This window comes from Inquilinus sp. CA228, from assembly GCF_052078665.1.
Lineage (GTDB): Bacteria > Pseudomonadota > Alphaproteobacteria > DSM-16000 > Inquilinaceae > Inquilinus.
Genome location: NZ_JBQJIK010000096.1, coordinates 1 through 26858 on the forward strand (window position 1 = coordinate 1; position 26858 = coordinate 26858).

The following is a 26858-nucleotide window of genomic DNA, read 5'->3' on the forward strand; positions in this document are numbered from 1 at the left end:
TCGAACAGTTCCGCGCTACACTCTGTCTGCATCGGGGCAATCCTCGAATCTGAGTTAAGCTGTTCCAGCACAACAACTTTCTCAGATCCAAAGCCCCGATGCACCCCTCACTTGTGAGACTTCCAGGCTAACTCGGCTCCTCCTGGAACGCCTCCTCGCGCTTGCGGCGGATCGCCGGGCTGATCATCACCGCCAGCACCCCGATGGTCAGCACCAGCAGCACGGCGCTGATCGGCCGGGTGACGAACACCGTCACGTCGCCGCGCGCCAGCAGCATGGCGCGGCGCAGGTTCTCCTCCATCATCGGCCCCAGGATGAAGCCGAGCAGCAGCGGCGCCGGCTCGCATTCCAGCTTGACCAGGATGTACCCGACCAGGCCGAAGATCACGGTCAGATAGACGTCGAAGACGTTGTTGTTGAGGCTGTAGACGCCGATGCAGCAGAACGCCAGGATCGCGGGGAACAGCAGGTGGTACGGCACCTTGAGCAGCCGGACCCAGATGCCGATCAGCGGCAGGTTCAGCACGATCAGGAAGAAGTTGCCGATCCACATCGAGACGATCAGGCCCCAGAACAGGTCCGGCTGCTCGGTCATCACCAGCGGGCCCGGCTGGATGCCCTTGATGATCATGGCGCCGACCATCAGCGCCATCACCGGTGTCGGCGGGATGCCGAGCGTCAGCATCGGGATGAACGAGGTCTGGGCACCGGCATTGTTGGCCGCTTCCGGACCGGCGACGCCCTCGATCGCCCCCTTGCCGAAGCGCTCCGGCGTCCGCGAGATCTTCTTCTCCAGCGAATAGGCGGCGAAGGAGGACAGGATCGACCCGCCGCCCGGCAGGATGCCGAGGATCGAGCCCAGCGCGGTGCCGCGCAGGATCGGCGCGACCATGGCGCGGAGGTCGGCGCGCGTCGGCATCAGCCCCGAGACCTTGCGCACCATGACGTCGCGCAGATGCTCGGCCTCGAGGTTGCGGATGATCTCGGCGATGCCGAACAGGCCCATCGAGATGGCGACGAAGCTGATGCCCTGCGACAGCTCCGGGATGCCGAAGGTGTAGCGCGGCGTGCCGGTCTCGACATCCTGCCCGACCATACCGAGCAAGAGGCCGACGGCGATCATGCCGAGCGCCTTCAGCACCGAGCCGTGCGCCAAGGCGACCGAGGCGACCAGGCCCAATATCATGAGCGAGAAGTACTCGGCCGGGCCGAATTTGAGCGCGAGGGCGGCCAGCGGCGGCGCGAACAGCGCGATCAGGAACGTCGCCACCGTGCCTGCGAAGAAAGAGCCGATGCCGGCGGCGGCCAGGGCGGCGCCGGCCCGCCCCTGCTTGGCCATCTGGTAGCCGTCGATCGCTGTCACCACCGATGCCGATTCGCCGGGCAGGTTGATCAGGATCGCCGTGGTCGAGCCGCCATATTGCGAGCCGTAATAGATGCCGGCCAGCATGATCAGGGCCGCGATCGGCGGCAGCACGAAGGTGGCCGGCAGCAGCATGGCGATGGTCGCGGTCGGGCCGAGGCCCGGCAGCACCCCGACCAGCGTGCCGAGCAGCACCCCGATGAAGCAGTAGGCGAGATTGGTCGGCGTGAAGGCGACGCCGAAGCCGAGGATGAGGTCTTGCAGGAGATCCATGGTCGCCTCAATTCCCGAACCAGCGGCCGAAGATGGGGATCGGCAGGCCGAGCCCCCAGACGAAGACGCCGACGCAGAAGGCGGTGAGCACCACCGCCGCCGCGGCCGCGACCGGCAGCCGGAACTTGACGCTGGCGGCGGCGCCGACGAACACCACCACCAGCACCGAGACCACCAGCCCGCCGCCGCGCAGCAGCAGGCCGAACAGCAGCATCGCCGCCAGCACGATCGCCCCGCCGCGCCAGGCCCACTGGCCGACGCCCTCCCCCTCCAGCACGAAGGAGCGCACCAGGGTGATCAGCCCGATCAGGGCCAGGATCCCGGCCAGCACGGTCGGGAAATAGCCCGGGCCCATCTTGATGGCGCGGCCCATGGAATAGCCCTGGGCCATCCAGCCGAAGCCGATCGCCAGGGCCAGGAAGATCAGCCCGGACCAGAAGTCCTTGGGATGACGGATGGAGAGGCGCATCGCGACTCCTGAGTCCAGGGTTGGAACGGGAGGCACGACCTCAGTCGGCGTAGACGCCGGCCGCCGTGATCACCGGCTGCCACTTGGCGATCTCGGCCTTGAGATGGGCGTCGAGCGCGGCCGGGGTGGCCTGGTCCAGAGCCACCGGCTCGGTGCCGAGATCGGCGAAGCGGGCGATCACGTTCGAGTCCTGCAGCGCGCCCTTCAGCGCCGCCTCGAGCTTGTCGATCACCGGCTGCGGCGTGCCCTTCGGCGCGTAGAGCCCGTGCCAGATGCCGATCTTGAAGCCGGGCAGCCCGGCCTCGGTGGTGGTCGGCACGTCGGGCAACGACGGCACCCGCTTCTCGCTGGTGACGGCGTAGACCTTGATCTTGCCGCCCTTGATCTGGCTGGTGGTGTTGGTGGTCTGGTCGCACATGAAGTCGAACACGCCGCCGAGCAGGTCGTTCATCGCCGGGCCGGTGCCCTTGTAGGCGACGGTGGTCAGCTGCGTGCCGATCGATTCCATGAACAGCATGCCGCAGAGATGCGAGGCCGAGCCGACGCCGGCATTGGCGATCGTCACCGTGTCCTTGTTGGCCTTGGCGTACTCGACCAGCTCCTGCATCGACTTGGCCTCGAAGTCGCCGCGGGCGACGAAGGTCATCGGCACGTCGGTGACCAGGCCGATGCCGGCGAAGGCCTCGCCCGGCTTGTAGTCGAGGTTGCGGTACAGGGTGGCGCTGGTGGCCTGGCCGATATGGTGCAGCAGGACGGTGTAGCCGTCGGGGTCGGCCTTGGCGACACGCGAGGCGCCGATGGAGCCGCCGGCGCCGCCGACATTCTCGACGATCACCTGCTGGCCGAGCGTCCTGCTCATCGGCTCGGCGATCAGCCGCGCCACCGTATCGGTCGGCCCGCCGGCGGCGAAGGGCACGACCATGGTGATGACGCGGTTCGGATAATCCTGGGCAGCGGTCGGCAGGGCAAAGGCGACGGCCGTGGCGGCAAGGATGCCGAGGCCGATCCGGCGGCTGAAACTCATAGACGTGACCCCCTTCATGTTCGTCGATCCCGGCCGATTCCGTCAGCCGTCATTTTTAGGCAATCTAACCTGTCCTTGCGGGATGGCACAGTTGCTTTTCCGGCCCCTGGCGCGGAAACCGGGGCCGTGCCAGTGTCCCGCCATGCTGCGCCCGAACTTCTACGTCCATCCGTCGCTCGACCGCGCCGGCCGCTTCCGCCGCGACGCCGAGTGGATCGCCCGCGTCACGATCAGCGAGCACACCCGGATCCTGCCGGTGTGGCAGGGCCGCAACCTGATCGCCGGGCCGCCGGAGGCGCCGCATGTCGCCATCGTGCCGGCGACCGAGGCGTGGTGGCGCAGCGCCGCGGCCGAGACGGTGATGCTGGGCATCAATGGCGACGTCACCTATCTCGCGGTCGATGTCAGCGGCCTGGCCGACCCGGCGGCGGACCCGGTGCTGGCCGGCTTCGGCAGCTTCCTCGACCTGCGCGCCGTCGGCCCGCTGCTGCCGCATGACGAGGGCGCCCTCCTGGCCTATGCCCGCGGCATGGTCTGGTGGCATTCGCGCCACCGCTTCTGCGGCGTCTGCGGCCATCCCACGGCCAGCAGCGACGCCGGCCACCGCCGCGACTGCACCGACCCGGAGTGCCGCACCCAGCATTTCCCGCGCACCGACCCGGCGGTGATCATGCTGATCCATGACGGCGACCGGGTGCTGCTGGGCCGCCAGAAGGCCTGGCCGCAGGGCATGCATTCGGTGCTGGCCGGGTTCCTCGAGCCGGGCGAGAGCCTGGAGGACGCGGTCAAGCGCGAGGTGCTGGAGGAGGCCGGCATCCGGATCGACGACGTCCGCTACCACTCCAGCCAGCCCTGGCCGTTCCCGCAGTCGCTGATGGTCGGGTTCACCGGCCGCGCCCTGACCGCCGAGCTGCAGGTCGACCAGGACGAGCTGGAATCGGCCGCCTGGTTCGAGCGCGGCTGGCTGCGCCGCCATGTCGACGACGAATCGTTCCGCCTGCCCCGCCGCGACAGCATCGCCCGGCGCCTGCTGGAGGACTGGCTGGCGGAGGAGTGAACACCGGCCAAGCTGTCGCAGGGCTCCGAATCCAAGTTTCAGAGACCGGAACGTTCCTTCCCTTTTCTGTCATTGCCCGGCTTGACCGGGCAATCCAGGGGCCACCGAGAGCCGCTCTGGCGGCCCCTGGATCCTCGGGTCAAGCCCGAGGATGACAATTTTCTTTCACGCCACTCCCACGTAGAAGCACATATATGTCGCCTGTAACATGAGTTCGCCGCCCTGCAAGACGTCGCCTACGGCTTGCCTTGGACCAACAGATAGACCATCTTTCAAGCGTGTCCACACCGCCCGATCGATGGGGAGGGAACCATGCAGATCTCCGTCAGCGAAGCGAAGGCCCAGCTCACCGAACTGGTGCGCCGCGCGGAGGCCGGTGAGGAGGTCGTCCTGACCCGGTTCGGTCAGCCCGTGGCTCGCCTGGTGCCGGAGGCCAGAAAGCCGACCTTGGCCGAGCGCAGGGCCATTATCGCCGAGATCAGAGCGGCGGTTCGCGGTAAGGCCACCCCAGGCCCCTCCGCGGCGCGCAGCCAGGACTTCCTGTACGATGAATTTGGCCTGCCGAAGTGATCGTGGTCGACACCTCGGCTCTGCTGGCCGTAGTGCTGGAAGAAGCTGAAGCCGATTCCTGTTCGGCCATCCTGACGAATGCGTCCGAGCTGGTCATTTCAGCCGGCACCCTGGCGGAAGCCTTGCTTGTCGCGGGCCAGCGCGGTGTCGGAGATGATTTGGAGCAGCTGATCGACCGGATGGGCTTCGAGATTGCGCCGGTGACGCCCGCCGTCGCTCGTCGCGTCGCGGGAGCCTATGCCCGGTGGGGCAAGGGAAATCACCCCGCCAGGCTGAACTTCGGCGACTGCTTTGCCTATGCGGAAGCCGAGGCCCGATCCTGCCCCCTGCTCTTCATCGGCGATGATTTCGCCCGAACCGACCTGAAATCCGCTTTCGACGGGTAGCGCCCGCCCTCACTCGTCCGCGGCGATCTGGCTCGGGTCGCGGCGGAAGGGGTGGGCCGGGTAGACGCCGAGCATGTGGAAGTTGCGGGTGAAGAACTGCAGCTCCTCCAGCGCCAGGCGCAGCGCCTGGTCGTCCGGATGGCCCTCCACATCGGCCAGGAACTGGGTCTGGCTGAACCGGCCGCCCAGCATGTAGCTCTCGAGCTTGGTGATGTTGACGCCGTTGGTGGCGAAGCCGCCCATCGCCTTGTACAGCGCGGCCGGAACCGACCGCACCTCGAACACGAAGCTGGTCATCACCGGGCCGTTGTTCGGCTTCGGCCGCACCGGGTCGCGCGACAGCACGACGAAGCGGGTGGTGTTGTGCTCCGCATCCTCGATGTCGTTGGCCAGGATCGGCAGCTTGTAGATCTCGGCCGCCAGCCGGGTGGAGATGGCGGCGATGCCGGGATCGCCGCGCTCCGCCACCATCTTGGCGGCGCCGGCGGTGTCGGCGTGGATCGCCGGCTTCAGGCCGCGGGCGCGCAGCCATTGCCGGCACTGGCCGATGGCATGGACATGGCTGTGCACCTCGCGGATATCGGACAGCTTCGCGCCCGGCAGCGCCACCAGCTGGTGGTTCACCCGCATGAAGTGCTCGCCGATGATGTGCAGGCCCGATTCCGGCAACAGGTGGTGCATGTCGGCGACCCGACCGGCGATCGAGTTCTCGATCGGGATCATGCCGAGCTCGGCCCGGCCGTCATGGATCGCCGCCAACGCCTCCTCGAAGGACGGGCACGGCACCGTCTCCGCATCCGGGAAGACCTGGCGCGACGCCATGTCGGAATTGGCCCCGGGCCAGCCCTGGAACGAGATCCGCTTGGCGCTGCTCATCTTGTGGCTTCCTCTGCGAGCAGGCGCCGGGCGCGCTCCAGCTCGTCCTGGGTGTCGACGCCGAGCGGCACGGTGTCGACGATGGCGACGTCGATCCGCATCCCGGCGGTCAGCGCCCGCAGCTGCTCCAGCTTCTCGCGCCGCTCCAGCGCCGAGGGCGGCAGCGTCACATAGCGCTCCAGCGCCGCGCGGCGATAGGCGTAGAGGCCGATATGGTGCAGCAGCGGCCCCTCGCCCGACGGCGCCGTGGTGCGGGTGAAGTAGAAGGCCCGGCCGGTCCGCGCGCCCTCCTCCCGCTCGACGATCGCCTTGACGATCGCGGGGTTGGTCTTCTCCTCGTCGCGCACGATCACCGCCGCGAGGGTGCCGATGTCGACCGCCGGGTCGTCCAGCAGCGCCATCGCCGCCCGCGGCAAGGCGGGGTCCAGCGTCGGCAGGTCGCCCTGGACGTTGACCACGATGTCGTGGCGGCCGTCCGGGTCGATGCTGTGCAGCGCCTGGGCGATGCGGTCGGAGCCGGAGGGCAGGTCGGGGTCGGTCAGCACCGCGGTGCCGCCGGCCGCCTCGATCGCGTCGGCGATCGGCCGGTCGCCGCAGGCCACGACCACCGGGCCGAGGCCGGCCGCGACCGACCGGCGCCAGACATGCACGATCATCGGCTCGCCATGGATGTCGGCCAGCGGCTTGTTCGGCAGCCGGGTCGCGGCCAGGCGCGCGGGAATGACGACGATGGGGTTGGACGAGGTCATGATGCCGCGTCATCCCACCCTTGCCGCGACGCCGTCAAGACCGGGCCGAATCCGGCATCGCCCGAGGATCGCCGAGACGGGCCGCGCGGCCGTCCGCCGCGCCCGCTGCCAAGGGTGTCGCAGCCGGACATCGCCCCTTGCCAGATCGATTGCAACGCCTCTACAAGACCCGCGGGCCCGCACGGTCGAATCGAGTCGTGCGTCCGGGGAGGTTGCGGTCGCGCTTCGAGGTGAGATCCGGCATGGAATTCAACAAAATATTCGCTGCTGTCCTGCTGGCCGGCATCATCGGAATGGCGACCGGCATCGTGGCCGATATCCTGGTCTCGCCGGAGCCGCTGCATGAGAACGCGTTCAAGGTCGACACCAGCGCCATCGCCGCCACGCCGGCCGCCGGTGCGGAGCAGGCCGGGCCGTCGATTCCGCCGATCGCGCCGCTGATGGCTGCCGCCGACCCGGCCAAGGGCCAGGCCCTGTCGAAGGCCTGCACCGCCTGCCACACCTTCGAGAAGGGCGGCGCCAACAAGGTCGGCCCGAACCAGTGGAACCTGGTCGACGCGCCGATGGGCCACAAGGACGACTTCAACTACTCGGCCGCGATCAAGAAGAAGCACGAGGACGGCGCGCACTGGACCTATGAGGAGCTGAACGAGTTCCTGGCCGGTCCAAAGGCGCACATCCCGGGCACGACCATGACCTATGCCGGGCTGAAGAATGAGAAGGACCGCGCCGACCTGATCGCCTGGCTGCGCACCAACGCCGACACGCCCGCGCCGCTGCCGAGCCCGGATGCCGCCCCCGCCGGGGGCGCCGCCCCGGCGGGTGGCGAGGCGCCGGCAGGCGGTGCCGCGCCCGCCCCGGCGGGAGGGTCGGAGCAGGCGCCGAAGAGCGGCGGCTGATCGCCGCAGCCTTCCAGTTCCCGGCACGGGACCGCCAAAAGCGGTCCCGTTTCCGTTTATGTCTGGCTTTATCCCGTGCCGTGAGATTCCGTAGACTCCGCTTATCCGCCGGCGCCGCTGCGGCGCCGGAATACCGGCCCGGGACTTTCATGCGAGTCATTGCCGCCCTTCTGATTGCCCTCTCCCTCGCGGCCCCGGCCGCTGTCCGGGCGGAGGAACCGACGGCCAGCCACGCCCTGGCCCTGTTCGGCCAGCCGAAATACCCGGCCGGCTTCACCCATTTCGACTATGCCGACCCGGATGCGCCGAAGGGCGGCAGCCTGGTGCTGAGCACGGTCGGCACCTTCGACACGCTGAACCGGATCCCGCTGGGCGGCGAGCCGCCGCGTTCGCTGGACCTGCTCTACGATTCGCTGATGGTCGAGAGCCAGGACGAAACCGGGGTCTATTACGGCCTGCTGGCGGAGAGCGTGACGGTGCCGGACGATGCCTCCTGGGCGATCTTCGCCCTGCGGCCGGAGGCGCGCTGGCACGACGGCGTGCCGGTGACGGCCGCGGATGTGGTCTGGAGCTGGGAGACGGTGCGGGACAAGGCCGAACCGTTCCTGAAGTCGTTCTTTCGCGACGTGACCGGCGCCGAGGCGCTGGACGACCACCGGGTGCGCTTCAGCTTCGCCAGCCGCAACACCCGCAAGCCGGTCGGCCAGGTGGCGAACTCGCTACCGATCCTGGCGAAGCACTGGTGGACCGCGAACGGCCGCGATGTCGGCGAGAACACGGTCGAGCCGCCGCTCGGCAGCGGCCCTTACCGGATCGCATCGGTCGACCCCGGCCGGACCCTGGCCTGGGAGCGGGTGCCGGACTATTGGGGCCGCGACCTGCCGGTGAATCGCGGCCAGTGGAACGTCGACCGCATCCGCTACGACTACTACCGCGACCGCGACGCCGAGTTCGAGGCGTTCAAGGGCGGCAACTCCGACTTCCGGCAGGAGTTCACCTCGCTGTTCTGGGCCACCGGCTACGACATCCCGGCGGTGCGCGACGGCCGCCTCATCCGCGCCGAAATCGCCAGCGAGGATCCGCGCGGCATGCAGGGATACTTCTTCAATCTGCGCCGTGCCCCCTTCTCCGACCCCAAGGTCCGCGAGGCGCTGGGCTGGCTGTACGACTTCGAATGGGTCAACAAGACCCTGTTCTCCGGCCTGTACGACCGGCTGACCAGCTATTTCAACGCCGAGGGCTTCCGCTCCTCCGGCGTGCCCGAGGGCGACGAACGGGCGCTGCTGGAGCCGTTCCGCGGCCAGGTGCCGGACGCGCTGTTCGACACCCCCTTCGCCCTGCCGAAGACCGATGGCAGCGGCAACATGCGCGACAACATCCGCACCGCCCTGCGCCTGCTGAAAGAGGGGGGTTGGGAGCAGCGCGACGGGGTGATGACCAACATCGCCACCGGCGAGCCGATGCGGTTCGAGATCCTGATTGACCAGGCGATCTATGAGCGCGTGACCCAGCCCTTCATCGAACGGTTGCGTCAGGTCGGCATCCAGGCATCCCTGCGCCGGGTGGATGCGGCGCAGATGCAGAAGCGCCAGCAGAGCTTCGATTACGACGTGATGCCCGTCGCCCTCGCCTTCTACCCGCCGCCGGGCAGCGAGCTGCGCAATAATTTCGGCTCCGGCGAAGCGGAGATCGAGGGCTCGGCCAACCTGATGGGCATCCGCAACCCGGTGGTGGACGCGCTGCTCGACAAGGTCGTGGCCGCCCGCGACCTGTCGTCGCTGCAGGTTGCGACCCGGGCGCTCGATCGTGTGCTGTTGTGGAATCGCTATGCGATCCTGCAATGGGGCAAGGGCGACGCCTGGGTGGCCTATTGGAACCGCTTCGGCCAGCCGAAGACGCAGCCGACCCACCGATTCGGCGAACCGAACGGCGTCGGCTTTCCCTCGACCTGGTGGATCGGTCCGGCGAAAGATGCGGCGTTGAAGCGCGGCGGAGGATAGAGAGAGACGCATGATCACACGGCGCCAATTCTCGATCGGTTCGATGCTCTCGGTTGCGGGAGCATCCTTCCCCCTGCCCCGGGCCTTCGCCCAGAGGACGGCCGCCACGCCCGGTTACGGGGCGCCGACCTATTACCTGCCGATGCTGGACCTGAAGGCGGCCTACCCGAAGGACTTCCCGCACTGGAACTATGTCCGCCCGGACGCCCCCAAGGGCGGCAAGCTAGTGATGGGCGCCTTCGGCACGTTCGACACGTTGAACAACCTAACCACCGACGGCACGGACGCCGCGGGCGTGGACAGCATCTACGATGCCCTGATCACCTCCAATCTCGACGAGCTCGACACCTACTACGCAGATGTCGCGGAGTCGATCGAGGTCTCCGACGACAAGTTATCCGTCGTCTTCACGATGCGCGAGGGACCTCGGTTCCACGACGGACACCCGATGACCGCCGAGGATGTTGCCTTTACTCATCAGTTGCTGCGGGAGAAAGGCGCTCTCAGACTTCGAGCCCGCTTCTATGATGACATGGGCGCCATCGAAGCACTGGATGCTCGCCGGATCCGATTCACGGCCAAGAACCTGAACAACCCTCAACTGCTCAAGCAGGTGGCAAGCTTCCCGATTTTGCCCAAGCACTGGTGGGAAAGCCGCGACTTCGGTGGCCTGACGATGGAACTGCCGCTGGGCAGTGGCGCCTACAAGATCAAGTCGGTCGACCCAGGTCGCGCCATCACGCTACAGCGTGTCGAAGATTATTGGGGCAAGGATCTTCCACAGAATGTTGGGTCATCCAATTTTGATGAAGTTACATATCAATATTATACAGATTTGGACGTTCTGTACGAAGCCTTCAAGTCTGGAGAATTCGACTTCCTAACCATTACTCGCCCGCAGCAATGGGTGACCGGCTTCAAATCCGTAACTGCGGCGCAGGCGGGAACTCTCAAGCTGGAGGAGATTCCCGACGATTCTCCTCAGTACTATTATGGCATGATGTTCAACCTCCGGCGCCCCTATTTCTCCGACGTACGGGTCCGCCGAGCGTTAAACTACCTCTACGATTTCGAAACGACTCAGAAGACCAGCTACTACGGGCTGTACAGCCGCATCCACAGCTACTTCCCGAATACGGCCTTCTCCTTCAGCGGGCTACCCGAAGGTCGAGAACTGGAGATCTTGGAACACTACCGCGGCAAGATCGCCGACGAGATCTTCACCACCGAATTCAAGCAGCCGACGACGGATGGCAACGGCAATATCCGCGCCAACATGCGCGCGGCGCTGGATCTGCTGAAACAGGCGGGATGGGAATCCCGCAACGGCAAGCTGGTCAACGCCGCCGGCGAGGCCATGGCCTTCGAGATCGTTTACTTCAGCCCCGAGGCCGAAAAAACGATCCTGCCCTTCGCCGAGAATCTGCGGCGCGTCGGCATCCAGCCCTCACCGCGCCAACTCGATGTGCCGCAATTTCGAAACCGGGTGAACAACTTCGAATTCGACCTGATGCCGGTTCGCTTCGTACCGTTCTTTCCGCCCGGGGTTGCGTTACGCGGCGGCTGGAACTCCCGCTACGCCGACCGGCCCGGCGACGAAAATTCCCAGGGCGTGAAGGATCCCATTATCGACGAATTGATCGAGATGATCATTGCCGCCAACACCTATGACGAGAAGGCGGCAACCTGCAAGGCCTTCGACCGCTACGCCACGTGGCAATTCTTCTCGATCGGCCTGTACGAGGACCCGGTGAATCGGATCGGCTACTGGGATATGTTCGGCCATCCCGACACTCGGCCAAAAAACGATGTCGGCTTCCCCAGCACTTGGTGGTTCGACGGCAAGAATCCGAAGGCTCTGAGGGGGCAGCGCAGGTGAGGCAGATCCAACCCGCCGTTGACGTTCCGCTCTCTCCTGTACCGGCCTGACCGATGCTCGCCTATATCATCCGGCGCCTGCTGCTGATCATCCCGACCCTGTTCGGGATCATGGTCATCAACTTCGTCATCGTGCAGTTCGCACCGGGCGGTCCGGTGGAACAGATGCTTGCCCAGTTGCAGGGCACCGCCACCGACGCAACCGCGCGGATCAGCGGTTCGGGCGACGACTTCGGCCGCTCGATGGACAATTCACAACTGGGCGGCGGCAACGCCGCCACCAGCAAGTACCGCGGCGCACAGGGCCTCGACCCCAAGTTCATCGCCGAGATCGAGAAGCAATTCGGCTTCGACAAGCCGCCGCTCGAGCGCTTCTACCTGATGATCCGCGACTATCTGAACTTCGACTTTGGCCGCAGCTACTTCAAGAGCGCACGGGTGGTTGACCTCGTGATCTCGAAACTGCCAGTGTCGATCTCGCTCGGTCTCTGGACCACGCTGCTGGTCTATCTGGTCTCTATTCCTCTCGGTATCCGCAAGGCGGTGCGTGACGGCTCGCGCTTCGACATCTGGACCTCCGGCGCCGTCGTCATCGGCTATGCCATCCCCAGCTTCCTCTTCGGGATGCTGTTGATCGTCCTGTTCGCCGGCGGCCGCTATTTCGCCTGGTTTCCGCTGCGCGGCCTGACGTCCGACGGCTGGGCCACGCTCCCTTGGTGGCAGCAGATCGTCGACTATCTCTGGCACATGGTGCTGCCGACCACCGCCATGGTCATCGGTGGCTTCGCCACGCTGACCATGCTGACCAAGAACTCGTTCCTCGATGAGATCGGCAAGATGTACGTGCTGACCGCCCGAGCCAAGGGGCTGGCCGAGCGGCGCGTCCTGTACGGCCACGTGTTTCGCAACGCCATGCTGATCGTGATCGCGGGTTTTCCGGGCGCCTTCATCGGCATTCTGTTCAGCAGCTCGCTTCTGATCGAGGTGATTTTTTCGCTTGATGGCATCGGTCTTCTAGGCTTCGAGGCCATCGTTCAGCGTGACTATCCGGTCGTATTCGCCACGCTCTACGTCTTCACCCTGATCGGGCTGGTGATGAAGCTGGTGCAGGATGTGACCTACACGCTGATCGACCCGCGCATCGACTTCGAGGCCCGCAATGTCTGATGCGACGCTGTCCCCGGGCCGGGACTTTGCCCATCCGCGCTTCCTCGGCATCCGCGTCCGACCAATCACTGCGCGCCGCATCGCCAATTTCCGGGCCAACCGTCGCGGACTGATCGCGCTCTACGTGTTCCTGGCCGTGTTCCTGGTGACGCTGTTCGCCGAGTTCATCGCCAACGACCGGCCACTGCTGGTCAAATATGACGGCCACTATTACGTGCCGATCCTGGCCACCTATCCCGAGACGGCCTTCGGCGGCGAGTTCGAGACCGAGGCGGATTACCGCGACCCATTCGTACGCGAGCTGATCAGCGCCAAGGGCTGGGCGGTCTGGCCGCTGATCCCCTTCTCCTACCGCACCATCAACTACGACCTGGATCAGCCGGCGCCCTCCCCGCCCTCAGAAATGAACTGGCTGGGCACAGACGATCAGGGCCGCGACGTGCTGGCCCGACTGATCTACGGCCTTCGCCTCTCCATCCTGTTCGGCATCACGCTGACTTTCTTCTCGACGATCATCGGCGTCGCCGCTGGGGCGGTGCAGGGTTATTTCGGCGGCTGGATTGATCTGATCTTCCAGCGCGCCATCGAGGTGTGGTCCGGCATGCCGCAGCTGTACCTGCTCATCATCATGTCCTCGATCTTTGCTCCCGGCTTCTGGACGCTCCTGATCATCTTCCTGCTGTTCGAGTGGATGAGCCTGGTCGGCGTGGTGCGGGCAGAGTTCTTGCGCGCCCGCAACCTCGACTATGTCCGCGCCGCCCGCGCACTGGGGCAACCCGACCGCACGATCATGCGGAAGCACGTGCTGCCCAACGCCGTCGTCGCGACCATCACCTTCCTGCCCTTCAACCTGACGGGCAGCATCGGCCTGCTCACCGCCCTCGACTTCCTCGGCTTCGGCCTGCCAGCGGGCTCACCCTCGCTCGGCGAGTTGGTGAACCAGGGCAAGGCCAATCTGCAGGCGCCGTGGCTCGGCTTCACCGCCTTCTTCTCGCTGGCCATCCTGCTCAGCCTCCTCGTCTTCATGGGCGAGGCGCTGCGCGACGCCTTCGATCCGCGCAAGACCCTGGCGGCCGGCGCCTCGCGGCCCGCCGCCGATCCCGTGACCGATCCCAAGGCCCAGACGCCATGACCGAGACCCCGACCTCCGGCGAAAGGCTGCTCGACATCCGCGACCTGGCGGTGGAGTTCCGGGTGCCCGGCGGCGCGGTTCCGGCGGTGACGGGCGTGTCGCTGCATCTTGATCGCGGCGAGACCCTGGCGCTGGTCGGCGAGAGCGGATCGGGCAAGTCGGTCACCGCCCTGTCGGTGCTGCAGCTGCTGCCCTATCCCAGCGCCCGGCACCCCAAGGGCAGCATCCGCTATCGCGGCCAGGAACTGCTCGGCGCGCCGGAGAAGGTGCTCCGCGAGGTCCGCGGCAACAAGATCGCCATGGTGTTTCAGGAGCCGATGACCTCGCTGAACCCGCTGCACACGATCGAGAAGCAGGTCGGCGAGGTGCTGTCGGTGCACAAGGGCATGGGCAAGGCCCAGTCCCGCGCCCGGGTGCTGGAGCTGCTGCTCCTGGTCGGGCTGCCGAACCCGGAGCAGCGCCTGAACGCCTATCCGCACGAGCTGTCCGGCGGCCAGCGCCAGCGGGTGATGATCGCCATGGCGCTGGCGAACGAGCCGGACATCCTGATCGCCGACGAGCCTACCACGGCGCTGGACGTCACCATCCAGGCCCAGATCCTGGAGCTGATGCAGAGCCTGCAGCGCCGCTTCGGCATGGCGCTGCTCTTGATCACTCATGACCTGGGCGTGGTCCGCAAGATGGCGGACCGGGTCTGCGTCATGAACAAGGGTGAGATCGTCGAGGCGGGCGAGACCGAGGCGGTGTTCACCGCGCCGCAGCACCCCTACACCCAGCGCCTCCTCGCCTCCGAGCCCAAGGGCGACCCGGCGCCGCCCCCGGCCGACGCCCGCACCGTGGTCTCGGCCAGCGAGATCAAGGTCTGGTTCCCGATCAAGGCGGGCGTGCTGCGCCGCACGGTCGACCATGTCAAGGCGGTGGACGGCATCGACGTCACCGTGCGCGAGGGCCATACGGTCGGCGTGGTCGGCGAGAGCGGCTCGGGCAAGACCACGCTCGGCCTCGCCCTGCTGCGCCTGATCTCCAGCCAGGGCTCGATCCTGTATGGCAAGAAGGAGCTGCAGGGCCTGCAGTTCCGCGACATGCGGCCGCTGCGGCGGGAGATGCAGATCGTCTTCCAGGACCCGTACGGCTCGCTCAGCCCGCGCATGTCGATCTCCGAGATCATCGAGGAAGGGCTGCAGGTGCACCGCATCGGCGGCTCCTCGGCCGAGCGCGAGCGGATGATCGTGGCGGCGCTGGAGGAGGTCGGGCTGGACCCCGCCAGCCGGCACCGCTATCCGCACGAATTCTCCGGCGGCCAGCGCCAGCGCGTCGCCATCGCCCGGGCCATGGTGCTGAAGCCGAAATTCGTGGTGCTGGACGAGCCGACCTCGGCGCTCGACATGTCGGTCCAGGCCCAGATCGTCGACCTGCTGCGCGATCTGCAGGAGAAGCACCGCCTGGCCTATCTGTTCATCAGCCACGACCTGAAGGTGGTCCGCGCCCTGTCGGACGAGGTGATCGTGATGAAGAACGGCAAGGTGGTCGAGCACGGCTCGGCGGCGCAGATCTTCGAGGCGCCGCAGCACCCCTACACCCAGGCGCTGCTCAAGGCCGCGCTGGAGCTCAAGGCGGCGGACACGGCCGAGGTGGCGGTTTAGGGTCTGGGATACCCCTTTCTCTCCCATTGTCATTGCCGGGCTTGACCCGGCAATCCAGGGCCACCCAGAGCGGCATCGACATCTCTGGATGCCCGGGCTTGACCCACGGCTGTCCGGTTGAGTTTTTGTGGACAAGGCGCATGGCGTTGATTCTGCTGTGTCTCGAACGTCTGGCAACGTGTCGGGACAGCAAAGGGCAACGCCATGCAGCACAAGAATAGCGTGTTCCACGATCTTCTGAAGCACGTTCCTTGGGCCGGCTTCGACGGGCTGGTCGAGCAGCATGGCGCCGATTTTCGGGTGCGGAGCTTGCCGAGCAAGACACAGCTGATCGCGCTGGTGTACGGCCAGTTGTCCGGGGCACAGGGCCTGCGCGAGATCGTCGGTACGCTGCAGAGCCATGCGGCGCGGCTCTACCACCTGGGCGCCGGAGCGGTGGCGCGCTCGACGCTGTCGGACGCCAACGCGTTGCGGCCCCCCGAGGTGTTCACCGGGCTGCTCGGTCTGCTGATCGACCAGGCGCATCGCGGGCTCCGGCGCGAGCTCGACGGCACCACCTATCTCATCGACTCGACCAGCCTGCGGCTGAGCGCCTTGAGCGGCTGGGCCCGCTTCAGTGCCGGCGTCTGCGGGGTGAAGGCCCACGTGATCTACGATCCGGACGCCGACTGCCCGGTCTATCTCTCCATCACCCCGGCCAAGGTCAACGACATCACCGCCGCCCAGGCGATGCCGATCGAGGCCGGCGCCACCTACGTCTTCGACCTCGGCTACTACGACTATCGCTGGTGGGCCGAACTCGATGCCAAGGGCTGCCGCATCGTCACCCGCTTCAAGACCCACACCAAGCTCACGCTGATCGAAGAGCTGCCGGTGCCGGAAGGCGGCTCCATCCTGTCCGATCGCATCGGCTTCCTTCCCGCTCGCCAGGCCGGCAGCCGCCGCAACCCCATGGCCGATGCGGTGCGCGAGATCCGCGTGCGCATCGATACCGGCAAGGTGCTGCGGATCCTGTCCAACGACCTCGATGCGACTGCCCAGGAGATCGCCGATCTCTACAAACGCCGCTGGGCCATCGAACTGTTCTTCCGCTGGGTCAAGCAGACCCTCAAGATCACCCGCTTCGTCGGGCGCTCGGAGAATGCCGTGCGCATCCACATCGCCGTCGCCCTGATCGCTTTCCTGCTGCTGCGACTGGCCCAGGCGGCGCAAAGCACGGTCAAATCTCCGCTCGCCTTCGCCCGCCTGGTCCGCGTCAACCTCATGCAGCGCAGGCGCATCGACCGCCTGCTCAAGCCCGAGCCTGCCCCCGTCTCCAATCCAGACCAATTGCTGCTCCAATGGGCCTGAATCTTAACCGGACACCCGTGGGCTCGACCCGGGCATGACAGAAGGGGTTAGGTTAGGGCTGCTCGATCAGACTCGACCCGATCACTCCGCCGCGGCGATGTCCTGCTTCTGCGGTGCCGGCTTGGTGTGCGCCCTGGCGGCGGCGGCGCGGGCGCCCTGCGTCACCGAGAACATCTCCAGCGTGTCGAGCTCTTCCTCGCTCACCGGCGTCAGCGCCAGGTCGTGATAGGCCTTGCGGTTCGGATCGGCCTTGATCCGGCGGCGGACCTTGTTGAAGCGCCACCACAGCCGCGCCATGGCCCAGTGCTTGGCCACGGTCTCGCCGGCGTAGCGGAGATAGAACGGCACGGCCGCCTCGTGCGGCAGGCCCGGGCGGCGGTCGGTCCGCACCTTGCGGCGCAGATAGCCGCCCTCCAGCGGGTGCAGCCCCTCGACATTGATGCAGGTGGTGAACCACAGCAGCAGGAACAGGATCTTGCCGACGCTGATCCCGGTCGCCGCCGCCCGGCGCATCACCGTCTCCATATGCTCGGGCGAGTAATAGGTCTGCCAGGCCAGCTTGTAGGCCCGCTGCCACTCCTCGCGCGACATCATCGCGTGGCCGGTGGTGACGTGGTTCAGGTCGTAACGGTTGAGGTCGGGATCCATCGCGATGCCGGCGTGGAACAGGTTCTTGTGGTCCTCCGACCCCGGCAGCGGCGTCAGGAAGAAGAACTCCAGCAGGTCGACCGGCAGCTCGCGCTGGATGATGCCGATGTCGCGGACGATGCTCTCCGGAGTGTCGGTCGGGAAGCCCAGGATGTAGCCGGCATAGGTCATGGCGCCGACCGCCTTCCAGGCCAGCAGCATCTTGCGGTACTCGGTGATCTTGTTCTGCCGCTTCTTGGCGCCGACCAGGCTGTCCGGGTTGATGTTCTCCAGCCCGATGAACACCCGGGTCACCCCCGCCCGGCCCGCCTTCTCGATGAAGTGCGGGATGCGGTGGCACATGGTGTCGACCTGGATGATCATGCGGAAGGACAGCTTCTCCCGCTCGCGCAGCTCGATCAGCCGGTCGAAGATCGGCTCCCAGTCCTTGTTCCGGGCGAAGTTGTCGTCGGTGATGAAGAAGCGGCTGATGCCGCTCTTCACATTCTCGCGGATGATCTGCTCGACATCGTCAGGCGAGCGGCGGCGCGACTTGCGGCCCTGGACGTTGATGATGGTGCAGAACGAGCACTGGAACGGGCAGCCGCGGCCGGCGTCGAAGCTGGTGTGCTGGCCGGCGGTGCGGCGCACCCGCGCGATCGGCAGCACCGGCATCGGGACGCCTTCGATGTTCGGCAAATCGTCCATGAAGTTGTAGAGCGGCTTGAGCCGGTTGGCGAAAGCGTCGACCAGCACCTCGTCGAGCCGTCCCTCGGCCTCGCCGGCGAACAGCGAGATGCCCAGCGCCTGCGCCGCCGCCACCTCGGGCTGCAGGCCGGGCAGCATGGCGATGGTGCCGGAGACGTGGAAGCCGCCGATGCCGACCTGGATCCCCGCCGCCCGCAGCGGCCGGGCGAGGTCGACCGCCCGCGGGAACTGGTTCGACTGCACCCCGACCAGCGCCACCATCCCCGATCCCGAGCGCCGAATCCGGCGGATGATCGCGTCCGGGCGGACCCGGGTGTTGGTCTCGTCGATCGCGGTGATGGCGATGTCGACATCCGGGCCGAGGATCAGGCGCTCGGAACAGTCGCGGGCGAGGCCGTACAGCACCGCCAGCGTGTTCGACGGAATCGCCGACCGCAGCCATTGGATGACATAGCCGTCGTCGTCGTAATGCGACGGCTTGATCAAGACGAGCTCGAACACCCGCCGCCCGTTCGTCCCCACCGCCATATGGCGTCCCCTGTTGGGTCCTGTTGACGCCTGAATAGCACGAATGCCAGCCGCGGGGCGACGATTGCGGCAGCCGGCGGCGAGGTTCATACAGGAGTCGTCAAGGCACGGGCCGGTCCGGGGAAGACATCATGGCGAGCGTCGATCTGAACTGCGACATGGGCGAAGGCTTCGGCGCCTGGGAGATGGGCGACGATTCGGCGATGCTGGAGATCGTCACCTCGGCCAATGTCGCCTGCGGCTTCCATGCCGGCGACCCGATCGTGATGCGGCGGACCCTGGCGCTGGCGCGCGACCGCGGCATCGGCGTCGGCGCCCATCCCGGCTTCCTCGACCTCTGGGGCTTCGGCCGCCGGGTGATCAAGGGCGAGACGCCGGAGGAGTTGGAGGCCCAGGTGGTCTACCAGATCGGCGCCATCCAGGGCATGGCCAAGGCGGTCGGCCACCGCGTCACCCATGTCAAGGCGCATGGCGCGCTGAGCAATGTGGCGATGATCGAGGATGCGGTGGCGCTGGCGATCGGCCGGGCCATCCAGTCGGTCGATCCGACCCTGGCCTATATGGTCCTGCCCGGCACGGCGCTGGAGCGCGCGGCGGTGGAGCTGGGCCTGCCGGTGGTGCGCGAGGTCTTCGCCGACCGCACCTATGAGGACGACGCCACCCTGACCTCGCGCAAGATCGCCGGATCGGTGATCCACGACCCCGAGGCCGCGGCCGAGCGGGTGCTGCGCATGGTCCAGGAGCAGGCGGTCACCAGCCGCAGCGGCAAGCGCATCCCGGTGCCGGTCGACACCGTCTGCGTCCATGGCGACACGCCGGGCGCGGTCGGCATCGCCCGCCGCATCCGCGAGCGGCTGGAACAGGCCGGCATCCGCCTGGTGGCGCTGAAGGACCGCCCGGCCTGATCCGGCAATCTCGTGGAATCGCCGGGAATTCGCCGCGAAAGCATGACAGACGAGCGCTGCGGAACGCGCTCTTGTAACGGAACCTTAACACGTCCATCTCCGGGGCCACGGGTCAGCAGGACCCACGCCGCCCCTGCCGTCCGGAGACGGAAACAATGATTCTCGACCGCCGCCGCCTTCTCGCCGGCATCAGCCTGGCCGTGGTCGGCCTGTCCGTGATGGCTGCCGCCGATCCCGACGGGGCGACACGCGGCGTCGACGACGAGGTGCTGGTCAGGCCCGGCGTCGTCTACGCGCTGGGCGACAAGCGCGACGGCGGCTTCAACGAGGGCGCGATGCACGCGCTGGAGTTTTTCCGCAACGAGACCGGCGAGGCCTATCTCGAGGCCGAGCTGCAGAAGACCGATGACTTCGCCGCGGCGGTGGACGGCATGGTGCGGCAGGGCGCCAACCTGATCATCGCCGTCGGCTTCTACTATGCCGATGCGGTGAAGCTGTGTGCCGCCGCCCATCAGGACGTCCGCTTCGTCCTGGTCGACGGCGTCGCCGAGGGGCCGAACATCCGCTCGATCGTGTTCCGCGAGCAGGAGGGCGCCTATCTGGTCGGCGTGCTGGCGGCGCTGGCCTCGAAATCCGGCACGATCGGCTTCGTCGGCGCCGTCGACATCCCGCTGATGCAGAAATTCGCCTCCGGCTACGCCGCCGGCGCCCGGGCGACGCGGCCCGAGGTCGCCACCCTGGTCGACTATGTCGGCACCGACACCGCCGCCTTCCGCGACCGGGACCGGGCGGCCCAGGTCGCGCACGGCCTGATCGGGCGCGGCGCCGACGTCCTCTTCGCCGTCGCCGGCGAGGCCAATCTCGGCGTGTTCCAGGCGGCGCGGGAGGCGGAGAAGCTGGCGATCGGCGTCGACGGCAACCAGAACGGCGTGGTTCCCGGCACCATCCTGACCTCGATGCTGAAGCGGGTCGACATCGCCGTGCTGCGCTCGCTGGACGACATGCGGGCGGGCACCTGGTCCGCCGGCGTGGTCACGCTCGGGGTGCGCGAGCACGCGGTCGGCTGGGCGATCGACCAGAACAACCGGCCGCTGGTCACCCCGGAGATGGAGGAAGCGGTCGAGACCGCCCGCCGCGCCATCGCCGACGGCAGCATCACGGTGCCCGACCCGACGGCGCACTGACGGGTTCCGACCGGTCCCGGCGCAGTCCGTTTCAGGCGACAAAATCATCGAATTGATCTAAAATTTTACTGTCATTGCCGGGCTTGACCCGGCAGTCCAGAGAATCTCGACAATTCCTGGATGCCGGGTCAAGCCCGGGCATGACGTCAGAAAGTTGTGGCACCGCTGGAAAATCGCCTTATGGCTGTCTTTTCTGCTCGGGCAGCGGTTTTCCATCTCTCCATGACCTCCCCGAGTCACGCGAATGCAACCGAAGCCCCTTACAGGTATTTCGAGAGCGGCAGGGGATTCGGCCCTTGCCCGATGAAGAAGGGGGACTTCGTCATGGCCGATCCGTTGCTCAACGAGTTCGTCGCCAACCATGTCGGCACCGACAGCTCGGAATATTTCGAGATCAGGGGCGACGCCCTGGCCGACTACAGCGGCTGGACCCTGGTGCAGATCGAGGGCGATGCCGGCGGCACCGGCCGCATCATCTCCGCCACCGACATCGGCAGCACCGATGCCGACGGGTACTGGAGCAGCGGCTTCCAGTCGAACCTGCTGCAGAACGGCAGCGGCACCCTGCTGCTGGTCGAGAACTACAGCGGCAGCACCGGCCAGGACCTCGACACCAACGATGACGGCGTGCTCGACGCCACGCCCTGGGGCCGGATCGGCGACGGCGTCGCGATCGACGACGGCGGCAGCGGCGACCGCTTCTACAGCACCACCGTGCTGACCCCGAATTTCGACGGCGGCGGCATCACCGTCGGCGGCGCCTCGCGACTGCCGGACGGCATCGACACCGGCAGCCCGGCGGACTGGACCCGCAACGATTTCGACCTGGCCGGCCTGCCGGGCCAGGCCGGCACCCCGGCCCCCGGCGAGGCGCTGAACACCCCGGGCGCCGAGAACGCCCCGGTGCCCGTCGCCGAGCCGGAGTTCCACGCGATCTACGAGATCCAGGGCGCCGGCCACCGCTCCGAATTCGCGGGCGACCGGGTGGCGACCCAGGGCGTGGTCACCGCCATCGCCAGCAACGGCTTCTACATCCAGGACGCCCAGGGCGACGGCAACACCGCGACCTCGGACGCAGTGTTCGTGTTCACCGGCACCGGCGCCGTGCCGGCCGAGGTGCAACTCGGCGTCACCCTCGACGTCACCGGCTCGGTCACCGAATTCCAGCCCGGCGGCGCCTCGTCCCACAACCTGACCATCACCGAGATCACCGGCGCCAGCGTCGAGGTCTCGGCGGTGCAGCAGACCGTGCCGGTCGCGGTCAGCATCGGCGCCGGCGGCTACGCCCCGCCGACCGAGACGATCGACGACGACGGCCGCACCGTCTTCGACCCCGCGCATGACGGCGTCGACTACTGGGAGAGCCTGGAAGGCATGCTGGTCGACGTGCCCGCCCCGGTGGTGGTCGGCCCGACCAACGGCTTCGGCGAGGCCTATGTCCTGGCCGACAACGGCGACCACGCCACCGGCACCCGCAGCGGCGCCGGCGGCCTGCTGCTCTCCGAGACCGACCAGCAGCCGGAGCGGATTCAGATCGACGACGACCTGCTGGGCGGCAGCGGCATGCCGGACGTCAATGTCGGCGCCAAGCTGGGCAACGTCCAGGGCGTGGTCAGCTACAATTTCGGCTGGTACGAGGTCCAGGCCGTCAACCCGGTCACGGTCGAGTCCCCGGGCACGCTGGCGCCGGAGACAACGGCGCTGGCCGGCGACCGCGACCACCTGACCGTCGGCTCGATCAATCTCGAGAACCTCGATCCCAAGGTCGAGGACATCAACCTGGTCCAGGACAGGAACCCGAACAACGTCGACGACGATGTCGGCAGCGGCAAGTTCGACCGGCTGGCCCAGCAGATCGTCTCGAACATGGGCTCGCCCGACATCGTCGCGCTGCAGGAGGTGCAGGACAGCGACGGCGCCGAGATCACCGGCGTGACCTCGGCCGCCGAGACCGCGCGGGTGCTGATCGAGTCGATCGTCGCGAATGGCGGGCCGCGCTACGAATATGTCGATGTCGCGCCTGCGGCCGGCACCTCGGGCGGCCAGCCCGGCGGCAACATCCGGGTCGGCTACCTGTACAATCCGGACCGGGTCGAGCTGGTCGAGGGCTCGGTCAAGGCGCTGACCGACCCCGACCTGTCGGACGGCGACGCCTTCGCCGCCAGCCGCCTGCCGCTGGCCGCCGATTTCGTCTTCAACGGCGAGACGGTGACGCTGGTGAACAACCACTTCACCTCGAAGAGCGGCAGCTCGCCGACCTATGGCGAGGACTTCCCGCCGCTGAACCGCGGCGAGGACCAGCGCGAGGCCCAGGCGGCGATCGTCAACGCCTATGTCGACGGCCGGCTGGCGTCCGATTCCGACGCCAAGGTGATGGTGGTCGGCGACCTCAACGAGTTCTCCTGGAACGACCCGCTGAAGGTGCTGCGCGGCGACACCGACGGCAGCCACGTGCTGAAGGACCTGGCCGACGAGCTGCTGTCGCCGCAGGAGCGCTGGAGCTACGTGTTCGAGGGGGCGAGCCAGGAGCTCGACCACATGCTGGCGACCGACGGCGTGTACCGGTCCGGGCTGGAGTTCGACATCGTCCACACCAATGCCGGCTTCGCCGACCAGGTCAGCGACCACGACCCGTCGGTGGCGCGGCTGCACATCCCGGCCCCGGGCACGCCGGAGAACCCGAACATCATCACCGCCGACAAGCCGACCTTCTTCTTCAACTTCGCTATCGTGAAGGGCACCGAGGATTTCGACGAGGTCCGCGCCACGGTCAACGTCAAGGCGAATGATGCGGTCGAGCGCATCGTGCTGCAGGGCGACCGCGACCTGATCGTCTGGGCCGGCAACACCGACACCCAGATCATCGGCAATTCGGGCAACAACACGCTCTATGGCGGCGCCGGCAACGACCGCATCGCCGGCAGCGGCGGGAACGACCTGCTGATCGGGGGCCGCGGCGCCGACATCTTCGCCTTCGGCCATGGCGACGGCCGCGACGTGATCACCGACTTCGATGTTCGGCAGGACAAGCTGGCCATCGCCGACGGAGTCGATTTCACGGTCCGGGGCGGGCTGCTGAGCACGGTGGTCGAGTTCGACGACGGCACCCGCGTCACCCTGCTCGGAATCCGCCCGGACCAGATCGAGCACGCGGATTGGATGGTGTGAGGCGGTAGGGTCGTTCGGTCGCCGAGCAGGGGATTGAAAATCCCCGTGTCGTAGGTTGGGTTCGCGGCAGCGAACCCAACAACGGCCCCTCCTAAACAGTGTTGGGTTCGCCAAGGCGAACCCAACCTACGTTCCCAGCTCCTCTAACCGCCGCTGCAGAAACCTCCGCTCCGACTCCTGCTGCGTCAGTCCGAGAGCCCGCTCATAGGCGGCGCGGGCGTCTTCCGTCCGGCCCAGCCGGCGCAGCAGGTCGGCGCGGGCGGCGTGGGCCAGGCGGTAGCCGCCGAGATGGCCATGCGCCAAAATCGCGTCGATCAGGGCCAGCCCCGCCGCCGGACCGTCGCGCATCGCCACCGCCACCGCCCGGTTCAGCGCCACCACCGGCGACGGGTCGGCCTGAGCCAACAGGTCGTACAGGCCGACAATCTCGGCCCAGTCGGTCGCGGCAGGGTCCGGCGCCGCCGAATGCACCGCCGCGATCGCCGCCTGCAGCGCATAGCCGCCGACCTCCGGGCCCGCCAGAGCCCGCCGCACCAGCGCCGTGCCCTCCGCAATCTGGCCGCGGTGCCACAGGCTGCGGTCCTGGTCGGCCAGCAGCACCAGGTCGCCGGCCGGGGAGCTGCGGGCGGCGCGGCGGGATTCCTGCAGCAGCATCAGGGCCAGCAGGCCGATCGCCTCCGGCTCCGGCAGCAGCTCGACCAGCAGCCGGCCCAGGCGGATCGCCTCGCCCGACAGGTCCGGCCGGGTCAGGTCGGCGCCGGAGGAGGCCAGATAGCCCTCGTTGAACACCAGGTAGATCACCTGCAGCACGCTCTCCAGCCGGTCCGCCAGCTCGGCCCGCGGCGGCACCTGGTAGGGGATGCCGGCGTCGCGGATCTTCGCCTTGGCCCGGACGATGCGCTGCGCCACCGTGGTCGGCGCGGCCAGGAAGGCGTGGGCGATCTCCTCCGTGGTCAGGCCGCACATCTCGCGCAGGGTCAGCGCCAGCTGCGCCTCCGGCGCCAAGGCCGGATGGCAGCAGGTGAAGATCAGCCGCAGCCGGTCGTCCTCGATCTCCTCGGCGTCTTGTCCGTGGGGGTCCTCCGCCTCCTCGAGATGCTTCGCCAGCTCGGCCCGGGCCGCGTCCAGGCGGGTGCGGCGGCGCAGCCCGTCGATCGCCTTGAACCGGCCGGAGGAGACCAGCCAGGCCCGGGGATGGGCCGGCACGCCGTCGCGCGGCCACTGCTCCGCCGCCGCCCGGAAGGCGTCGTGCACCGCCTCCTCGGCCAAGGTGAAGTCGCCGAGCAGGCGGATCAGCGTGGCCAGCACCCGGCGCGACTCCGCCCGATACACGGCCTCGATCGTCCGCTGCATCGCCGAATCCGCGGTCATGAGCCGCCGCAGCCGTGCTCCATGACCGGCCGGACCTCGATACTGCCCATCCGCACCATCGGGATGCCGGCGGCGAGCTGCAGCGCCTGGTTCAGGTCGCGCGCCTCGATCATGATGAAGCCGGCGAGATGCTCCTTGGTCTCGGCGAAGGGGCCGTCGGTGGTCGAGAGACGGCCGCCGCGCACCCGCAGCGTGGTGGCGGCGCTGGTCGGCTGCAGCGCCTGGGCGGCGACGAAATGGCCGCGGCGGCTCAGATCCTCGTCATGGGCCTGAGATTCGCGGACCAGCGCCGTGAACTCGTCGGGCGACATCGCGTCCAGGGTCCGCTGCTCCATATAGACCAGGCACAGATACTTCATCGCGGGGTCCTCCCGGCTGCGAGTGTGGATGCTGGCTTGTCGTTCCGGGAAGCGCGGAATCGACAGGCTTTCGGTTTACGCCGCGGCATCGCGCGCCTAGATAAGGCCGCAGTCGAGATGTTGAGCCCATGCCCGAAGCCCTGACCATCGGTTCCGTCGCGGTTCCCGGACGGGTCTGGATCGCCCCGATGACCGGGGTGTCCGACCTGCCGTTCCGTCGCGCCGCGTCGCGGCTGGGCGCGGCCTATGTCTCGACCGAGATGGTGGCCTGCGCCGAATTCGCCCGCGGCCGGCCCGACGTGCTGCGCCGCGCCGCGGTCGGCGACGGCCTGCCGTTGATGGTGGTGCAGCTGATCGGCCACGACCTCGCGGCGGTGGCCGAGGGCGCCCGCCTGGCCGCGGCGGCCGGGGCGCAGATCATCGACCTGAATTTCGGCTGCCCGGCGCGCGAGGTCACCGGCGTGCAGTCCGGCTCCGCCATGATGCGCGACCCGGACCGGGCCGAGCGGCTGATGGCGGCCGCGGCCGATGCGGTCGACGTGCCGGTCACGGTCAAGATCCGGCTGGGCTGGGACGATCTCAGCCGCAACGCGCCGGACTTCGCCCGCCGCTGCGTCGCCGCGGGCGCCCGGGCGGTGACGGTGCATGGCCGCACCCGTTGCCAGTTCTACAAGGGCACGGCCGACTGGAGCGCGGTGCGCGCGGTGAAGGACGCCGTCGACGTCCCGGTCATCGTCAACGGCGACATCGTCGACGGCGCCGGCGCGCGGAAGGCCCTGGAGCAATCCGGCGCCGATGGGATGATGGTCGGGCGCGGCGTCACCGGCAAGCCCTGGATCGCGGCGGCGATCGAGGCGGCGCTCGATCGGCCGGATGCCGATGGCACTGCCGGGCCGGACGGCACGGACCGGCTGGCCATCGCCCTGCAGCATTTCGGCGAGACGCTGGCCTTCTACGGCGATCACCACGGGCTGCGCGTGTTCCGCAAGCATCTCGCCGCCTATATCGAGGCCGCGCCCTGGCCGGCCGCCGCCGAGGACCGGCGCGCGGCCCGCCGGGTGTTGTGCCAGACCGACTCCCCGACCGAGGTCGAAGCCGGCCTGGCCGCGCTCTGGACCGGCCGGGCGCAGCGACTGGCCGCCTGACGCCAGCAATCCGTCGCGGGACCTTCG

At 67.8% G+C, this 26858-nt stretch carries 22 protein-coding genes; 14 read left to right on the forward strand and 8 right to left on the reverse strand.

The features are described 5' to 3' along the window. Positions 1–127 precede the first annotated feature (127 nt). From ACTOWL_RS33150 to ACTOWL_RS33160, 3 genes are read right to left on the reverse strand one after another with little or no spacing between them, the layout of a single operon-like run. Positions 128–1636, reverse strand: a complete 1509-nt coding sequence (locus ACTOWL_RS33150; protein ID WP_441325567.1) for a tripartite tricarboxylate transporter permease — start codon at positions 1634–1636, stop codon at positions 128–130. 7 nt (positions 1637–1643) lie between these two features. Continuing rightward, positions 1644–2105, reverse strand: a complete 462-nt coding sequence (locus ACTOWL_RS33155) for a tripartite tricarboxylate transporter TctB family protein (protein ID WP_441325568.1) — start codon at positions 2103–2105, stop codon at positions 1644–1646. 40 nt (positions 2106–2145) lie between these two features. Continuing rightward, positions 2146–3129: a tripartite tricarboxylate transporter substrate binding protein BugD gene (locus ACTOWL_RS33160; RefSeq protein ID WP_441325569.1), complete on the reverse strand. Its 984-nt coding sequence runs from the start codon at positions 3127–3129 to the stop codon at positions 2146–2148. A 142-nt stretch (positions 3130–3271) separates the two neighbouring features. Here ACTOWL_RS33160 and nudC point away from each other — a divergent pair, with 142 nt between their 5' ends. The 3 genes from nudC (at position 3272) to ACTOWL_RS33175 (ending at position 5142) form a co-directional block, all read left to right on the forward strand. Continuing rightward, positions 3272–4186, forward strand: coding sequence for an NAD(+) diphosphatase (gene nudC, locus ACTOWL_RS33165; protein ID WP_441325570.1), 915 nt, complete (start codon positions 3272–3274; stop codon positions 4184–4186). A gap of 312 nt (positions 4187–4498) precedes the next feature. Then, positions 4499–4756, forward strand: coding sequence for a type II toxin-antitoxin system Phd/YefM family antitoxin (locus ACTOWL_RS33170; protein WP_441325571.1), 258 nt, complete (start codon positions 4499–4501; stop codon positions 4754–4756). 2 nt (positions 4757–4758) lie between these two features. Next, the gene (locus ACTOWL_RS33175) at positions 4759–5142 is read left to right on the forward strand and encodes a type II toxin-antitoxin system VapC family toxin (RefSeq protein ID WP_441325572.1); all 384 of its coding nucleotides are present in this window, start codon (positions 4759–4761) and stop codon (positions 5140–5142) included. Between the two features lie 9 nt (positions 5143–5151). Here the strand turns inward: ACTOWL_RS33175 and ACTOWL_RS33180 are convergent, their stop codons facing one another. Both ACTOWL_RS33180 and ACTOWL_RS33185 read right to left on the reverse strand, forming a co-directional pair. Then, positions 5152–6018 (reverse strand): prephenate dehydratase, encoded by an 867-nt coding sequence (locus ACTOWL_RS33180; protein WP_441325573.1) that lies wholly within the window; start codon positions 6016–6018, stop codon positions 5152–5154. Continuing rightward, entirely contained in the window at positions 6015–6767 is a 753-nt protein-coding gene (locus ACTOWL_RS33185) for a 3-deoxy-manno-octulosonate cytidylyltransferase (protein ID WP_441325574.1), read from the reverse strand. Before ACTOWL_RS33185 ends, ACTOWL_RS33180 begins: the two co-directional genes overlap by 4 nt. A 242-nt stretch (positions 6768–7009) precedes the next feature. On the opposite strand from ACTOWL_RS33185, the gene ACTOWL_RS33190 reads away from it, so the two are divergent. The 7 genes from ACTOWL_RS33190 to ACTOWL_RS33220 all read left to right on the forward strand — a co-directional run bounded on the left by ACTOWL_RS33190 (position 7010) and on the right by ACTOWL_RS33220 (position 16836). Further along, a complete protein-coding gene (locus ACTOWL_RS33190; RefSeq protein WP_441325575.1) occupies positions 7010–7666 on the forward strand; it encodes a c-type cytochrome in 657 nt (218 codons plus the stop codon). A 149-nt stretch (positions 7667–7815) separates the two neighbouring features. After that, positions 7816–9666, forward strand: coding sequence for an extracellular solute-binding protein (locus ACTOWL_RS33195; protein ID WP_441325576.1), 1851 nt, complete (start codon positions 7816–7818; stop codon positions 9664–9666). Positions 9667–9676: 10 nt separating this feature from the next. Beyond that, positions 9677–11545 (forward strand): extracellular solute-binding protein, encoded by a 1869-nt coding sequence (locus ACTOWL_RS33200; protein WP_441325577.1) that lies wholly within the window; start codon positions 9677–9679, stop codon positions 11543–11545. A gap of 53 nt (positions 11546–11598) precedes the next feature. After that, positions 11599–12711: a microcin C ABC transporter permease YejB gene (locus ACTOWL_RS33205; protein WP_441325578.1), complete on the forward strand. Its 1113-nt coding sequence runs from the start codon at positions 11599–11601 to the stop codon at positions 12709–12711. Then, entirely contained in the window at positions 12704–13843 is a 1140-nt protein-coding gene (locus tag ACTOWL_RS33210) for an ABC transporter permease (protein ID WP_441325579.1), read from the forward strand. The genes ACTOWL_RS33205 and ACTOWL_RS33210 overlap by 8 nt, the downstream gene beginning before the upstream one ends. Further along, positions 13840–15486 (forward strand): ABC transporter ATP-binding protein, encoded by a 1647-nt coding sequence (locus tag ACTOWL_RS33215; protein WP_441325580.1) that lies wholly within the window; start codon positions 13840–13842, stop codon positions 15484–15486. Before ACTOWL_RS33210 ends, ACTOWL_RS33215 begins: the two co-directional genes overlap by 4 nt. A 204-nt stretch (positions 15487–15690) precedes the next feature. Next, positions 15691–16836, forward strand: a complete 1146-nt coding sequence (locus tag ACTOWL_RS33220) for an IS4 family transposase (protein WP_441325581.1) — start codon at positions 15691–15693, stop codon at positions 16834–16836. Positions 16837–16917: 81 nt separating this feature from the next. Here the strand turns inward: ACTOWL_RS33220 and ACTOWL_RS33225 are convergent, their stop codons facing one another. Then, positions 16918–18699 (reverse strand): B12-binding domain-containing radical SAM protein, encoded by a 1782-nt coding sequence (locus ACTOWL_RS33225; protein ID WP_441325582.1) that lies wholly within the window; start codon positions 18697–18699, stop codon positions 16918–16920. Between the two features lie 131 nt (positions 18700–18830). On the opposite strand from ACTOWL_RS33225, the gene ACTOWL_RS33230 reads away from it, so the two are divergent. From ACTOWL_RS33230 to ACTOWL_RS33240, 3 genes are all read left to right on the forward strand, one after another. After that, the gene (locus ACTOWL_RS33230) at positions 18831–19604 is read left to right on the forward strand and encodes a LamB/YcsF family protein (RefSeq protein WP_441325583.1); all 774 of its coding nucleotides are present in this window, start codon (positions 18831–18833) and stop codon (positions 19602–19604) included. Between the two features lie 155 nt (positions 19605–19759). Next, entirely contained in the window at positions 19760–20788 is a 1029-nt protein-coding gene (locus ACTOWL_RS33235; protein ID WP_441325584.1) for a BMP family lipoprotein, read from the forward strand. Between the two features lie 324 nt (positions 20789–21112). Then, the gene (locus ACTOWL_RS33240) at positions 21113–23956 is read left to right on the forward strand and encodes an endonuclease/exonuclease/phosphatase family protein (RefSeq protein ID WP_441325585.1); all 2844 of its coding nucleotides are present in this window, start codon (positions 21113–21115) and stop codon (positions 23954–23956) included. Between the two features lie 126 nt (positions 23957–24082). Here the strand turns inward: ACTOWL_RS33240 and ACTOWL_RS33245 are convergent, their stop codons facing one another. Both ACTOWL_RS33245 and ACTOWL_RS33250 read right to left on the reverse strand, forming a co-directional pair. Beyond that, a complete protein-coding gene (locus ACTOWL_RS33245; protein WP_441325586.1) occupies positions 24083–25309 on the reverse strand; it encodes an RNA polymerase sigma factor in 1227 nt (408 codons plus the stop codon). 14 nt (positions 25310–25323) lie between these two features. Continuing rightward, entirely contained in the window at positions 25324–25686 is a 363-nt protein-coding gene (locus ACTOWL_RS33250) for a YciI family protein (protein WP_441325587.1), read from the reverse strand. 128 nt (positions 25687–25814) lie between these two features. Here ACTOWL_RS33250 and dusB point away from each other — a divergent pair, with 128 nt between their 5' ends. After that, complete coding sequence (gene dusB, locus ACTOWL_RS33255; RefSeq protein WP_441325588.1) at positions 25815–26831, forward strand: tRNA dihydrouridine synthase DusB; 1017 nt, start codon at positions 25815–25817, stop codon at positions 26829–26831. Positions 26832–26858: the final 27 nt, after the last annotated feature.

Bases quoted from the DNA above. Each gene is read 5' to 3' on its own strand.
- ACTOWL_RS33180 (WP_441325573.1), bottom strand. From the start codon at position 6,018: ATGAGCAGCGCCAAGCGGATCTCGTTCCAGGGCTGGCCCGGGGCCAAT.
- ACTOWL_RS33245 (WP_441325586.1), bottom strand. From the start codon at position 25,309: ATGCAGCGGACGATCGAGGCCGTGTATCGGGCGGAGTCGCGCCGGGTG.
- ACTOWL_RS33230 (WP_441325583.1), top strand. From the start codon at position 18,831: ATGGCGAGCGTCGATCTGAACTGCGACATGGGCGAAGGCTTCGGCGCC.
- ACTOWL_RS33250 (WP_441325587.1), bottom strand. From the start codon at position 25,686: ATGAAGTATCTGTGCCTGGTCTATATGGAGCAGCGGACCCTGGACGCG.
- ACTOWL_RS33220 (WP_441325581.1), top strand. From the start codon at position 15,691: ATGCAGCACAAGAATAGCGTGTTCCACGATCTTCTGAAGCACGTTCCT.
- ACTOWL_RS33190 (WP_441325575.1), top strand. From the start codon at position 7,010: ATGGAATTCAACAAAATATTCGCTGCTGTCCTGCTGGCCGGCATCATC.
- dusB (WP_441325588.1), top strand. From the start codon at position 25,815: ATGCCCGAAGCCCTGACCATCGGTTCCGTCGCGGTTCCCGGACGGGTC.
- ACTOWL_RS33240 (WP_441325585.1), top strand. From the start codon at position 21,113: ATGGCCGATCCGTTGCTCAACGAGTTCGTCGCCAACCATGTCGGCACC.
- nudC (WP_441325570.1), top strand. From the start codon at position 3,272: ATGCTGCGCCCGAACTTCTACGTCCATCCGTCGCTCGACCGCGCCGGC.
- ACTOWL_RS33170 (WP_441325571.1), top strand. From the start codon at position 4,499: ATGCAGATCTCCGTCAGCGAAGCGAAGGCCCAGCTCACCGAACTGGTG.
- ACTOWL_RS33205 (WP_441325578.1), top strand. From the start codon at position 11,599: ATGCTCGCCTATATCATCCGGCGCCTGCTGCTGATCATCCCGACCCTG.
- ACTOWL_RS33150 (WP_441325567.1), bottom strand. From the start codon at position 1,636: ATGGATCTCCTGCAAGACCTCATCCTCGGCTTCGGCGTCGCCTTCACG.
- ACTOWL_RS33160 (WP_441325569.1), bottom strand. From the start codon at position 3,129: ATGAGTTTCAGCCGCCGGATCGGCCTCGGCATCCTTGCCGCCACGGCC.
- ACTOWL_RS33195 (WP_441325576.1), top strand. From the start codon at position 7,816: ATGCGAGTCATTGCCGCCCTTCTGATTGCCCTCTCCCTCGCGGCCCCG.
- ACTOWL_RS33185 (WP_441325574.1), bottom strand. From the start codon at position 6,767: ATGACCTCGTCCAACCCCATCGTCGTCATTCCCGCGCGCCTGGCCGCG.
- ACTOWL_RS33225 (WP_441325582.1), bottom strand. From the start codon at position 18,699: ATGGCGGTGGGGACGAACGGGCGGCGGGTGTTCGAGCTCGTCTTGATC.
- ACTOWL_RS33200 (WP_441325577.1), top strand. From the start codon at position 9,677: ATGATCACACGGCGCCAATTCTCGATCGGTTCGATGCTCTCGGTTGCG.
- ACTOWL_RS33235 (WP_441325584.1), top strand. From the start codon at position 19,760: ATGATTCTCGACCGCCGCCGCCTTCTCGCCGGCATCAGCCTGGCCGTG.
- ACTOWL_RS33215 (WP_441325580.1), top strand. From the start codon at position 13,840: ATGACCGAGACCCCGACCTCCGGCGAAAGGCTGCTCGACATCCGCGAC.
- ACTOWL_RS33210 (WP_441325579.1), top strand. From the start codon at position 12,704: ATGTCTGATGCGACGCTGTCCCCGGGCCGGGACTTTGCCCATCCGCGC.
- ACTOWL_RS33155 (WP_441325568.1), bottom strand. From the start codon at position 2,105: ATGCGCCTCTCCATCCGTCATCCCAAGGACTTCTGGTCCGGGCTGATC.